Annotated in this window: 7 protein-coding genes; 6 read left to right on the top strand and 1 reads right to left on the bottom strand. The window is 38.4% G+C overall.

What is annotated here, in order from left to right; all coding sequences use genetic code 11:
- Positions 1 to 479 precede the first annotated feature (479 nt).
- From R3E32_04115 to R3E32_04130, 4 genes are all read left to right on the top strand, one after another.
- Positions 480 to 3,473, top strand: coding sequence for a TonB-dependent receptor (locus R3E32_04115; protein ID MEZ4883903.1), 2,994 nt, complete (start codon positions 480 to 482; stop codon positions 3,471 to 3,473).
- Positions 3,474 to 3,484: 11 nt separating this feature from the next.
- A complete protein-coding gene (locus R3E32_04120) occupies positions 3,485 to 5,275 on the top strand; it encodes a RagB/SusD family nutrient uptake outer membrane protein (GenBank protein ID MEZ4883904.1) in 1,791 nt (596 codons plus the stop codon).
- Positions 5,276 to 5,406: 131 nt separating this feature from the next.
- On the top strand, positions 5,407 to 6,570 hold the full coding sequence (locus R3E32_04125) for a carbohydrate binding domain-containing protein (protein ID MEZ4883905.1): 1,164 nt from the start codon (positions 5,407 to 5,409) through the stop codon (positions 6,568 to 6,570).
- A 304-nt stretch (positions 6,571 to 6,874) separates the two neighbouring features.
- Entirely contained in the window at positions 6,875 to 9,373 is a 2,499-nt protein-coding gene (locus R3E32_04130; protein MEZ4883906.1) for an FG-GAP-like repeat-containing protein, read from the top strand.
- Here R3E32_04130 and R3E32_04135 read toward each other — a convergent pair whose 3' ends face one another.
- Positions 9,374 to 10,420 (bottom strand): LacI family DNA-binding transcriptional regulator, encoded by a 1,047-nt coding sequence (locus R3E32_04135; protein ID MEZ4883907.1) that lies wholly within the window; start codon positions 10,418 to 10,420, stop codon positions 9,374 to 9,376.
- Between the two features lie 709 nt (positions 10,421 to 11,129).
- On the opposite strand from R3E32_04135, the gene R3E32_04140 reads away from it, so the two are divergent.
- Entirely contained in the window at positions 11,130 to 13,295 is a 2,166-nt protein-coding gene (locus R3E32_04140) for an alpha-glucuronidase family glycosyl hydrolase (GenBank protein MEZ4883908.1), read from the top strand.
- Between the two features lie 33 nt (positions 13,296 to 13,328).
- On the top strand, positions 13,329 to 14,075 hold the full coding sequence (locus R3E32_04145; protein MEZ4883909.1) for an SDR family oxidoreductase: 747 nt from the start codon (positions 13,329 to 13,331) through the stop codon (positions 14,073 to 14,075).
- Positions 14,076 to 14,079 lie beyond the last annotated feature (4 nt).

Genomic DNA, 14,079 nt, shown 5'->3' on the forward strand with positions numbered 1-14,079 from the left:
ACCTAAATTCAAAAAATATACTTATCCTATGTATTCTCCCTATTCAGTCTTTTGAATTAGCCAATTAATATCGATAGAACATCAATAATACTACTGATTTTGAAAATAATTCTATCAATTACCAGCAAAATTAACATTGTCTATATTTTCACTTAATACAATAATAATCAAATCATTTTATTTGCTTTCTAATTTTTAAAACAAGATAATCTCCTTCAATTTCTCATTGAAAAATCTTGACTTTTTAAAAAAATACACAATCGATTGCATAAATTTAGAAAATAATTCTATTTTTGTTTCTGACAAACACATTCTGTTCCTGTAATTTTTGGAATACTCTGATAATAACCAAAAAATCATTAAAAACGATGATCAAAAAACTACAAATCAAACGATGCCTAAAAAGAATGCACAAACCCATATTTGTGTTATTCTTCTTATTTGGGATATCGAGCCTTGGACTAGCACAAAATACGACTGTGCGAGGAGTTATAACTTCAGAAGAGAATAGCGAGCCTTTGGTTGGTGTTAACATTGTCATAAAAGGCACTACAGAAGGAACCGTTTCTGATGTAGATGGCTCTTATTCCATTTCGGCCCCATCCGATGCCACTCTTGTTTACAGTTTTGTAGGTTATACTGCACAAGAAATCCCAATCAGTGGTAGATCTCAACTCGATGTTTCAATGGCAATTTTTGCTGACCTATTTGATGAAATTGTCGTAGTAGGCTATGGTACAAGAAAACGCAGTGACGTTACAGGTTCCGTTGTAGCTTTGGAAGAAGTAGAACTACGGGAAATACCCGTATCCAATCCTGTAATGGCACTACAAGGCCGAGTAGCAGGAGTAGAAATTGAAAGAACCTCGTCAAGACCAGGTGCAGGTTCTCAGATTCGTATCAGAGGAAACAGATCACTTGGTACGGACGAATCTGGTGTAAACGACCCTTTGGTTGTACTGGATGGTATTCCATTTAGCGGCAATATAAATGACATCAATCCAAGCGACATTGTGAACATGAACATTCTAAAAGATGCCTCTGCCACAGCTATTTACGGATCAAGAGGTGCGAATGGGGTGATATTAGTAACCACTCGAAGAGGAAGTGTAGGAAAACCAAGGCTGACTTATAATGGATATGTGGGTATAGCTTCGGCTTTGGACAAATATGACCTTTGGGATGCCGAAGAATATGCAGATGCTAAACAAGTATCCAATTTTGGCGCACCAGGCGGTTCTTTTACTCCCACTGAAATTGAAAATATGGTTTCAGGTCGATCAACCGACTGGCAAGATGTGATGTATAGAGATGGATATATCACCAACCATGAATTGAGCGTAACTGGCGGAACAGATAAAACACAGTATTCTATTTCTGCTGGGTATTTTGACGAAACCACAGTATTACCAGGTCAAGAATTTGAGCGATTTTCATTGCGTGCGGCAATTGACCAAAAAATTGGTGAGCGCATCAAAATTGGTGCTACCATGATTAACTCTGTATCCAATAGAGATGGTGAAAATGCTAGCCCAATGTTTCAAATACTTACATTAAGCCCTCTTTACAATGCCTACAATGAAGATGGCACAATAAATGAACTTCCTGCAATTGGATCCGTAGATGCCAATACTCGTTCACCTTTGACCTTATACCAAAAAGACTCTTGGAGTCAAGAAAGAAGAAGATTAAGAACTTTTAATAATGTGTATGGAGAAGTTGAAATCATTGAAGGATTGAAGTACCGATTGAATGCTGGTTTGGACTACTGGCAAGATGAATATGGTCAATTCTATTCTTCCAATACACCATTCCAAAATGGTAGTGGTAGCACTGCGGCCATTCGGAATAGAGATTCATGGTCTTATACCATTGAAAACTTATTACTCTATGAAAAATCGTTTGGAGACCACAATCTTTCTTTCACTGGTTTATACAGTGCACAAGAAGAAGAGTCCAATAGAAGCGGTGTAAATGCAAGTGCTATTTTTGCAGATTTTCTTCAATATTACAACTTTGCACTTGCAGAATCTACTACCATTCCAAACAATCCTAACGATCCAGCCTTCCAATATTCACGATGGGGATTGCTCTCATTCATGGCAAGAATTGAATATGGCTACAAAAGCAAATACCTCGCTACATTCACTATCAGACGAGACGGGTCTTCTAGATTGGCAGAAGGAAATAAATGGTTTTCTTACCCAGCCGCCGCTTTAGCTTGGAATATACACAATGAACCATTTTTAGAAAGTAGCGAAACCATTGACCTTCTTAAATTGAGATTGGGAGTAGGTCGTACTTCCAACCAATCTATTTCCCCTTACTCCTCTTTGGGTAGCCTTTCAAGAATACCTTATAATTTTGGCCCTGATGGCGGTACTTACGGATTTTTGGTAAGTACACTTCCCAATGCTGAACTTTCTTGGGAGTTTACTACATCTAGAAATGTGGGCATTGATTTCGGTTTGTTCAACAATAGAATTAGCGGTTCCATAGATGTTTACAAAAACACGACCGAGGATGTATTGCAGTCAAGAGCAGTGCCGATTACTTCTGGTGTACCGGGTAGTTTCCAAGAAAATATCGGTAAAGTAGAAGGTAAAGGAATAGAAGTAATGTTATCTACTGACATTGTACGAAATACAGGTGATGGCTTCAAATGGGGACTAGACATAAACTTTACTGCCCACAAAGAAGAAATCATTGAACTTTCTGAAGGAGTCACTCAAGATGAAGGAAATGGATGGTTTGTTGGACAACCTGTAAATGTAATTTATGATTACCAAAAAATTGGTATTTGGCAGTTGGGCGAAGAAGAATTGGCTTCAAGTTTTGGTGACTTTGCACCAGGTGATATCAAAATTGCCGATTTGAACAACAATGGTACTATCGATGCTGAAGACCGAACCATTATTGGACAGTTAGATCCAAAATGGTCTGCTGGTATTTCTTCCAGATTCAACTTCAAAGGCTTTGATCTTTCTGTGGTTGCTTTTGCAAAAGTCGGAGGAACACTTGTCTCCAATTTATATCAAATGAATCAAGGAAATCCTTTTAATAGTTTGGAAGGTAGAAGAAATGGTCCAGATGTAGATTATTGGACTCCCAACAATGCGACGAACGATTTTCCTCGCACAGGAAGACAAATAACTCCTTATGGATCTACAGTTGGATACTTTGATGCTTCCTACATGAAAATCCGAAGCATCAACTTTGGTTATACCATTCCTCAAAGCGTATTGTCTGGTATTGGATTACAAGCCACCAGATTGTATTTTACTGTAAACAATCCATTCAAAGCATTTTTCTCTGACTATGTAGATCAGGGCGGTATTGACCCAGAGCCAAATGGTAGAGCTAATGGAGGCGGAGATGTTATTGGTGCAGCTGGCTTTGGACGTAGATTGACCGTCAGTGCAGACACTCCACCTACCCGATCTTTGATTTTGGGATTAAATGTAACCTTGTAAAATAAATCATTATGAACATTATATATAAAAAAATAAAAGTTTTACACATCGTTTTACTTTGTTTTTCCCTCATGATTTTTTCAGCTTGTTCTAATATCTTGGAGGAGGAACCACGGTCATTATTAACTCCAAACCTTTTTGAGACCGACCAAGGACTTGAAGGAGGAATAGTAGCAGCGTATGCCTATCTTCGATTCTACTATGGCCCAGAAGGAACGCACAACATGACCGTCTATGGAACCGACGAATTTACAAATGGAAATCAAGTATCTAACCCACCATTGAACAATTATCAAAACTTAGATGCCAACAATGGTGACATTTTAACTCCATGGAATAGAGCATACCCCGCCATCAACACCTGCAATGGGGTTATAGAGTTGGGAACTACCGACAATATGACTCCCGAAAGGAGAACACTTATTGCAGAAGCGAAATACCTAAGAGCGCACTGGTATTTCATATTAGTGAGAACTTTTGGCGGGGTTTCTCTTGATTTAGGTTCAGGGCCGCTTGCCTTCAATAGATCTCCAGTAAATAATTTTTCAAGAGCATCTGTTTCAGAAGTTTACAATGTTATTATCAACGATTTAGAAGATGCAATAATCGATCTGTCTGATACACCAAGCGAACCAGGCAGGGCATGGAAAGCCACCGCTTATCACACACTTGCCAAAGTATATTTAGCAAGAGCATATTCGGAAGCAGCACAGTCAAGTGATTACCAAAATGCTCTGGATGCAGCTCAACATCTAATCAACAATGCGGGAAGCTATGGAGTCGCCTTACTCTCAGACTTTGCAGATGTACATAGAGAAGGAAATGACGACAATGCTGAGATTTTATTCTCTGTTCAACGAAATGGAGATCCCAATTTCACAGACATTACTGCAAATGGTGCTCCGAATGAGGTTGCACTTCAAATGAATAGAGCGAATTATTACTTCAGATGTTTTTATGAAAGAGCATCTGATGCACTTGTTAGAGATGTACAAAATGGAAGACCTTGGATTCGATTCAAACCGACTGATTGGTTGTTAAACGAAGCCTTCAATAACAAAACCATAGATTCAAGATTTGATAAATCTTTTCAAACAGTATGGTATGCCAACAATACAGATGCTTCAACTTACCCTCTTTGGACAGCAGGGGATGTAGCTGCAGGTTATGTGAGTCCAGATATGGAAGGACAACCCAAATTTTCTCTTGGTGATACTTGTGTATGGATGCCACAAGACCACATTAACTTGACAGCAGAGGACATAGGCAGAAGAGGTTTTATTGTTTTCACCCCTGCATTTATCAGTTCGCAGAAAGAACAATATCCAAGTTTAAGCAAATTCAATGCAATAGAAAGACCACAGCCAGGAACGGAAGACGATGCGAATGTATCTTCATATCGCCCCTATCCTGTTTACCGATTTGCAGAAACCTACTTGGTTGCCGCAGAAGCAGCTCTTCAATTAGGCAATACCCAATTGGCAGCTGATTATATCAATGTGATTCGACGAAGAGCCGCTTGGAATAATGCGAATCCTGCTCTAATGGAAATTACTGCCGGAAACGTAGATATTGATTTCATTCTGGCAGAACGAACCAGAGAATTGGCTGGAGAGTATATGAGGTGGTTTGATTTGGTGAGAACAGGTAAGCTGTTAGAAAGAGTCCAGTTATACAATCCCGACGGAGGACCGAATATTCAACCTCACCATGTATTACGGCCTATTCCACAGGGGTATATTGACCTTGCAATTGACCCTACTACGGCTGATAGTAAGTATCCTCAAAATCCGGGCTACTAATCCTATGGAACAAAGAAAAAATAACTTTACAACCCTAATTCTGCTTTTTGAAGGAGTCGAAATAGATTCAGTAAAAAATGTAAAGTTATTTTTTCATCATTGTTAATCTTAAATATTAAAAATAACAAATCATGGATTTGATAAAATACAATTCTTCCAAAATAAAAAATATCATTCAGCCTTCTTTGTGGCTATTGCTTTCTTTGTTTTTGGTATTGCCTTTTTCTAGTTGTGAAAAAGACGATACCGACAAGTTGACAGGCGAAATTGGTGCTGCAAATGCGGTGGATGTGAGCAGCCGAATCACAGGTTTTGATTCATCTGTTACAGGGGCAGGAGCTACCCTTTCTGCTTTGGGTAGCGGTCTTTCTGGTGTGAAAAGAGTATTTATGGGCAGCAATAGCAGCCCTTCGGTTGTAGCATCTGAGTCTTCTGTCACCTTTACAGTACCTATTGGAGTGGTGTTGGGTGTTCAAGAGGTGACTTTTATTTTTGAAGGCAACGAAAGAGCTACTGCAAGCATTGAAGTAGTTGCCTTACCAGTTATCTCTTATGTAGGGCCTTTGGCTTCTTATGTTGGAGATGAAATCATAATCATTGGTGACAACCTCTCCATTGTTGAAAGTGTGTTAATTGGGGATGTTCCTGCAAGCATTAATAGTTCTGAAAAAGACATTATTGCATTTACAGTACCTAATGGTGCGGTTTCAGGCAGTGTGTTTACCTTGTCTTCACCTGCTGGAGTAGTCAGTTCGAGCGAAGTATTATTCCTTTGTGATGATTCACCTGAAGAGATTCTTTGTCTGCCTGCATTGAATATCAATGGTAGTTTTGAGGAGGGAGATTTGGGAGATGCAACGACTGTTGCTGTTCCTGGTTGGGGATTTTCTGGAGCAGGTTCTTTGGCAAATGTAGAGGTCGTTTCTTTCAGAAATGGCTCAACAAGAGGTGGAAGACAGGCATTGAAGATTGAAGTGTTGGATGTAGGTGCAAATCCTTGGAACATTGAAATCAGAGAAGAATCATTTGAAGTAGCTCCCGCTACGACTTACCTTTACTCCATTCAAGTAAAAGGGCCAGCTGGTTCACGAGTTGATTTTACATTGGGTTTACCTGATTTCTCAGAGCTCAATAGATCAGAAGCAACTTTGTCTGGTGATTGGGAGGAAATTTCGTTTGAATTTACTACGGGTGCTGAAGATAATATGATTAGAACACCTATTCACTTTTCAAGAGATGTTAATATTGGTGGTACTTTCTATCTAGACGACTTGCGAATTGTGGCTACCAATTGACCCTGATGACGAATGGTGGATGATATCGTTCTCAGTGGTAATAGTTCATTGGAAGTAGAAGTTTTAGATATAAGCGAAAAGTCTTGAAACATTAAAACAATAGAAAATATCACTACTGTTGATTTATTTTATATGCGTTAAATTTTAGTATTATTTAGCACAAAATGTGGACATGACTTTTTGGATTGATGATTTGAGAATAACAAAACTGAAATAATTAACTGCAGACCATCATTAATGTTTATTTGAACACCAGTATGCTATTACGCTACTGGTGTTTTTAGTTTATTTTAAAAGTATAGATATGAAAAAGATACTTTTATTCTTAATTTGTAGTTTAGCGATTCATTCTATTTTTGGGCAAACACTCTTCAACAATGTTGCTGAAGAACAAGGGGTGTTGATTCTACACAATGTTCCTGCTGGAGAAGCAAATTTTGGAACTGGTGCCGTTTGGTTCGACTACGACAATGATGGTGACATAGATTTGTATGTGACCAACAACGATGATAGAAACCACTTGTTTCGGAACAATCGAATAGGATTGGGTACTGCCGATTTCACAGATGTTACTACCGGAGACGCTTTATGTTTGCAATGCAAAGGCTCTGGTGTTTCGGCAGCAGACTATGACAACGATGGAGATAAAGATCTTTATTTAGCAAATTTGAATCAAGATATACTCTTGCGAAATGATGGGAATGAACATTTTACAAATGCAACTTTTGAAGCCTTTGGCGCAGATGAGGATTTTCAACTTGGTTTTGGATCATCTGCTTCGTGGGGAGATGTGAACAACGACGGATGGTTGGATTTGTATGTTTCCAATCACATCATCAGTTTTGAATCTCCTATTACACCCAAAGATTTTTTGTATATCAACAACGGCGGAAATCCTGTTACTTTTACGGATAGAAGTGATTTGTTGGCGGGTGATACAGACGCAGATGGAACGGATGATTTGATGGGCTTCGGTTTTATTGGCATTTTTACGGATTTCGATAACAACGGCACAATGGATATTTATTTGGCAAACGATTGCCCATTGGGACCAGAAGACAACAAGTTGTTTAAAAACAACGGCAACATGACCTTCAGTGAAGTTAGCACAGAAATCGGTCCTTTCAAAAGAGGAAAAGTATCTGGACAATACGATTGTCATTCTGCCATGGGGCTATCAAGAGGAGACATGAACCATGATGGATATTTGGACTACCACTTTTCCAATATTCACTACCATGGCATCAACAGTGTGTTGCTTCAAAACACGGGCAAAAATCTGCTGAATGTCAGTGAAGAAGCAGGCTTGGACAAGGATATCTTCGAACCAGAATCGGGTTTGTTATTTACTTGGGGAACGATTATGATGGACTACGATTTGGACACTTGGCAGGATATTTACTTGGCTTCTGGTTCACTTAGATTGGTATATCAACCTAATTTTTTGTACCACAGCGGTGGTTCTTCCATTGCAGGTACGCCCGTTTTCACACAGGTCGCAGACGAAATCTCGGGTACGGCTGATGCCCGACAAACTAGAACGATTGTGAAAGCAGACTATGATATGGATGGCGATCCTGATGTCTATCTAGTAAATTTTGATACCAATTCCTCTTTACTTCAAAATAACAATGCGACGGGCTACAATTGGGCAATCATTGATGTAGTTGGTGCAGGCCCTCCCCTTTCTAACAAGGACGGCATTGGCGCAAAGATCACACTGACCACTCCAGATCAACTCCAACAATACGATGAAATTTACAGTGGCTCAAGTTTAGGTGGAGGGGATGATATGGCCGCTTATTTTGGTTTAAAGGAACATACAACATTTCAAGTTTCTATCAAATGGCCATCTGGAATTGTAAAATACTATGGAAGTTTTGAAGCCAATCAAAGACTCAAATTATACGAACCTACATGTTATGTTTTTTCTCCAAAAGAAGGAGCATTTTTGCAGCAAGAGGAAACACAGATTATACAATGGAAGTCAGTTTTTGAAGAAAATGAGGAAGTAAAAATTATACTGCTGTCAGAAGGAATAGAAGATAGAATCATTGTGAATCAAACATTAAACGATGGAGTGTTTGAATGGGAAATACCCAATGATTTGGAAGCAGGGCAAACTTATTCTGTTAAAATTGAGGGAATTCACAAAGCAAGTTTTGAAGGTGTAACCAATGGCTATTTCAGTATTTTACCTCCTTCAAAAAGCTACGTTCAAGTACTTTCTCCAAACGGAGGCGAGTTGTTAGTCAATGAGCCGATTGTATCAATTACTTGGAATGTATTGAACAATTCAGTAAATGACGCAGTAGCTATTTACCTGTATAATGGCAATAATTTGGAATACACCATTGCAGAAAATACACCAAACGATGGGCAATATGAGTGGGAAATACTAACGAATATGGAGGGAAACGCTTTTAGAATCAAAATTGTAGAGCAAAGTACATTGGCCGTGTATGATTGGAGTGATAAGAGTTTTGTTATTTCGTATGAAAAAAAAGGAAATACCTCTCCCCTTCCAGACCCTTCTTCAAAAGACATCGTATTTTGGCCCATTCCTACGAATGATGTGTTGTATTGCAGACTTAACAACGAGTTGGTATCAATTGAATCATTAAACATAGAAATATTCAATACCTACGGTAGTAAAATCTATGGATATGAATTGAGTAAGTCAAGTTTGGAGCAAAATACTTGGAAATTGGATTTACCTGCTTTGAGTACAGGTATATATTTTTGTATCTTGACCTTTCCTGATAGATTGACGAATGTTCATAAAATATTGATTACGAAATAATTACTCAAGATCTACTCCTTTTCTATTAGAGGAAGTCCTGACGATGACATGAGTATTGAGTATGATTCTACTCGGAGATTCTGTATCAATTTTCCCCTCCAGCATCTTTATCACTTGGGTAATTGCAGCCTGTCCCATTTCTTCGGCGGGGTGGTAGATAGAAGACAAAGCAGGATCAATAATTTCGCAAATAGGATCGTTGTTGAAGCCAATAACTGCCAATTCTTTGGGGATTTTTACACCCATTCTCTTGGCACATTGAATCGCACTTACCGCCGAAGTATCATTGGCACAAAACAATCCATCGGGTGGATTATCCATATTGAGAATTTGTTCGGTCATTCTTGTACCTTCCTCAGCATGTAAATAATTTGCTTGTAAAATAATGGAATTATCGACTTCAAAATTGTTCTTCATCAAAGCTGCAATGTATCCCGCCTTTCGATCCTCATAAATACGTTGTTTGCTTTCTCCTCCAAAATGGGCAATGCGCTTACACCCCTGTTCAATCAAATGTTCAGTAGCTTCAAAAGCAGCATTGAAGTTGTTGATATAGACTTTATTGAGTTCCTTTGCGTAGGGAATTCTATCTACAAATACGATTGGAATACCATTTTGGGTAAACAAATCAAAATGGCTGTATTCTTTCGTTCCCATCGCTAGGGAAATAATGAGCGCAGAAATTCTACTGTCGTAAAGTGCCAAAAGATTCTCCTCTTCAAGTTCTACACTGTCATAAGATTGTGAAATAATAACATGATACCCTGCATCTCTCGCCGCTTTTTCAATACCCGAAATCAATGAAGAAATGAAAGGCCTATTGATCCAAGATACCATTACGCCTATGGTATTTGAGCGACTAGTTCTAAGAGACGAAGCAAGTGTATTTGGTCTGTATTGTCTCTCTTTTGCAAGTTTTTTAATGGATAATTTGGTCTCCTTTCCTATGCTATCATGATCATTCAAGGCTCTTGAAACAGTTGAAGGAGAAACGTTCAATTCTTGAGCAAGATCGTGTATGGTAACACGTTTATTCTTTTTGGGCATAAATATTTCTTAAATAATTGATAATCTGCATTTTCCAAACAAAGGTACAATATAAGGTAATAAAAGTAGTGAATAGAGCGCAAATTCCCAAAAAATATTATTGCAATCGATTGCGTAAAGCAGTAATTTTATTTTATATTCGCATTGAATAAATTACTTTACCCTTTTATTACTAATAATATTGACTTTGATTCAATAAAATTTGACTTTATGAAAATATAAAATATTAGAAAAAAATATTTCATTAAAAAAACATTAACATACGATTATGCAAAAAATAAATTTATTAAAAAAGTTTGTTTATTGCATAGTACTGTATTTCAGTAAATACCAAAATCGTTGCATCTGCATCAAAATTCAATATAGAGCAGCTTGATGAATCTAAGACCAACAATAGGTTTTAGATCAATCATCCAAGCTCTTTCAAATGTCGGAGTTTTGTGGATATCATAAACAAACTCCAACCGTTTTTTATCATTTTTCCAATGTGTATATTTCAGGCTTACGGTATTCAACATTTTAGCAGAAAAAAGGAAAAGTGGGTTACTCCTGTATGATTTTGAAATAATTGGGAAAGTGACACAAAATATTTGGTACAACAATGCAAATAACTAATTTCAAATTTAATGTTCATTTTAGCAATCTTGGCAAACATCCATTTCTTGACCCCAAATGCTTCTGCTAAACGAAAACCTAAACCGAATAAAAAATGATTAGAATCGTTGTAAATCTTCTTTTAATACTTACTTTTCTTCAAAACAATATTTTTGCCAAAGATGGCTATCACCTTTGGCTGCAATACAATACAATTAAAAATGAAGAAGTCCGAGCAGCTTATCTCCATCAAATCAATCAAGCATGCATAGAAGGAGAAAGTCCTATTTTGAATACAGCTGCAAAAGAACTCGCCAATGGTTTGTCTGAATTGCTCGGAAAAGATATTGAAGTAGATAAAAAATGGGACAAAAAGCAAGGAATTCTTGCAGGAGTAATAGGTCAATCGAAATCAATTGACGATTTGATTCCCCAAAAAGAGGCACAAAAACTCCAATCAGAAGGATTTTATATTTACAAAAAAGAAAAATCAGATGCCCCAGTTATCATCGCTGCAAAAGACGACAAAGGCATTTTATATGGTGTTTTTTACTTACTGAAAATGATGCAAATGCAACAACCGCTTACTTCTATTGCAGTAATCGAAAACCCTCAAATTAAAATCAGATTGTTGAATCATTGGGACAATTTGGATAGAACAGTAGAAAGAGGATATGCAGGTTTTTCGATATGGAATTGGCACCAACTTCCCGAATACATAGATGTGAGATACACCGACTATGCAAGAGCAAATGCTTCTATTGGTATTAATGGTACGGTTGTCACCAATGTAAACGCCAATTCGCTCATATTCAGAAAAGACTACCTTCAAAAAGCGGCAGCCTTGGCAGACGTTTTTCGACCATATGGAATCCAAATTTACCTCACTGCTCGATTCAGTTCACCGATAGAATTGGGGGGGTTAGAAACTGCCGATCCATTAGATTCAAGTGTTCAAAAATGGTGGAAAGACAAAGTAGATGAGATTTACAAACTCATACCAGATTTTGGCGGTTTTTTGGTAAAAGCCAACTCCGAAGGTCAGCCAGGCCCTCAACAATACAAACGCAATCACGCAGATGGAGCAAATATGCTGGCGGATGCACTTGCACCCCACAAAGGTATAGTTATGTGGCGGGCATTTGTATATAGCGAGGAAGAACCCGAAGATAGATTCAAACAAGCCTACAATGAATTTGTGCCTTTGGACGGACAATTCAGAGAGAATGTATTGATACAGGTCAAAAATGGCCCGATTGACTTTCAACCTCGTGAGCCCGTTCACCCATTATTTGGAGCAATGCCTAAAACTCCTTTGATGATGGAATTTCAAGTCACAAAAGAATACTTGGGCCAAGGAACACACTTGGTTGGCTTGGCAAAAATGTACGAAGAGGTTCTACAAACTGATACATACGCCAAAGGTAAAGGCTCAACTGTGGCTAAAATTATTGATGGTTCGCTAGATGAACACAAATTGACAGGTATGGCAGGGGTTGCCAATATAGGCACTGACCGCAATTGGACGGGAAATTTATTTGGACAAGCGGATTGGTACGCTTTTGGAAGATTCGCCTGGAATCCACAGTTAAGTTCCGAAACCATCTTTGACGAATGGATAAAAATGACTTTTACCCAAACGGATGAACCATTGAAGGTCATCAAGAAAATGCTGAACAGTTCACATGAAACCTGTGTACGCAACAGGACTCCTTTGGGACTTCACCACATTATGGCCGCAGGACACCATTATGGACCAGGCCCATGGGTAAGTAATATGTCAAGAGCAGATTGGACATCAGTGTATTACCACAAAGCCGATGAAAAAGGCATTGGCTTTGACCGAACTGCAAGTGGTAGCGATGCCTTATCTCAGTACCACAAAGATTTTAGCAGCCAATATGTCGACATGGACAAATGCCCATCTGAATTTTTATTGTGGTTTCACCATGTACCCTGGAACCATACAATGCCAACAGGCAATACACTTTGGGAACAACTTTGTAGGGAATACCATCAAGGAGCATCCGAAGTCACTCAACTCAAACAAAATTGGTTGAGTATTGAAAATCACATTGACCCAGAACGTTTTCAACAGGTAAAAATGCACCTCGATATACAAGAAAAAGAATCAAAATGGTGGAGAGATGCTTGTTTGACCTATTTTCAAACATTCTCTAAAATGGCTATTCCTGCTGATTTGGAACAGCCCGAACATGACACCAATTATTACCAGTCATTGACGTTCCCTTATGCACCGGGTATTCGCCCAAAGTGGTAATAGCATTTTTTATTTATCCAAAAAAAACAATACATGTCTCAACAAAAAGTAGCAATCATAACTGGCGGATCGTCGGGAATAGGTTATGCCATAGCCCAGCGATTCCTCCAAGAGGGATACTTGACCATCATCACAGGGAGGAACATGGAAAAACTCGACAAAGCACTTGAAAATTTAGGAGGAACTTCCGTTGGGATTCAGTTCGATATGGCTTGGATAGACAAAACATCTTTATTCGTTGAGGAAATCAAAAATACTTATGGTCGAATTGATGTGTTGGTTAACAATGCAGGTATCAATCAAAAAAAAGATTTTACCGAAACAACCAATGAAGACTTTGAAAACATTGTGAACATCAATCAAACAGCTTTGTTTGTACTTTCAAGAGAAACGGTGAAAGTCATGCTCAAACAAGAATCTAAAGGAGCAATTGTCAACATCACTTCAATGGCTGCCCACTACGGCATTCCAAAAGTGATTTCCTATACTGCTTCAAAATCTGCTTTGGAGGGAATGACCCGTGCAATGGCAGTAGAATTGTCGCCAATGGGTATCAGAATCAACAGCGTTGCCCCAGGCTTCATCAAAACCCCCATGTCTTCAAAAGCCTTAGACGATGACCCCGAACGAAAGAACAAAGTCATATCCCGCACGCCAATGGGCAAACTTGGTAGCATTGAAGATGTAGCAAATGCTGTTTATTTTTTAGCTTCAGACCAAGCAGCTTTTATCACAGGCACTACCCTCAAGGTAGATGGCGGAAACTCCATTGGATTTTAAACAA

The sequence above is a fragment of the Chitinophagales bacterium genome (assembly GCA_041392475.1).
Taxonomy (GTDB): domain Bacteria; phylum Bacteroidota; class Bacteroidia; order Chitinophagales; family UBA2359; genus JAUHXA01.

Coding starts and splice junctions, on each gene's coding strand:
- R3E32_04120 (MEZ4883904.1), top strand. CDS start 3,485: ATGAACATTATATATAAAAAAATAAAAGTTTTACACATCGTTTTACTT.
- R3E32_04125 (MEZ4883905.1), top strand. CDS start 5,407: ATGGATTTGATAAAATACAATTCTTCCAAAATAAAAAATATCATTCAG.
- R3E32_04130 (MEZ4883906.1), top strand. CDS start 6,875: ATGAAAAAGATACTTTTATTCTTAATTTGTAGTTTAGCGATTCATTCT.
- R3E32_04135 (MEZ4883907.1), bottom strand. CDS start 10,420: ATGCCCAAAAAGAATAAACGTGTTACCATACACGATCTTGCTCAAGAA.
- R3E32_04140 (MEZ4883908.1), top strand. CDS start 11,130: ATGATTAGAATCGTTGTAAATCTTCTTTTAATACTTACTTTTCTTCAA.
- R3E32_04145 (MEZ4883909.1), top strand. CDS start 13,329: ATGTCTCAACAAAAAGTAGCAATCATAACTGGCGGATCGTCGGGAATA.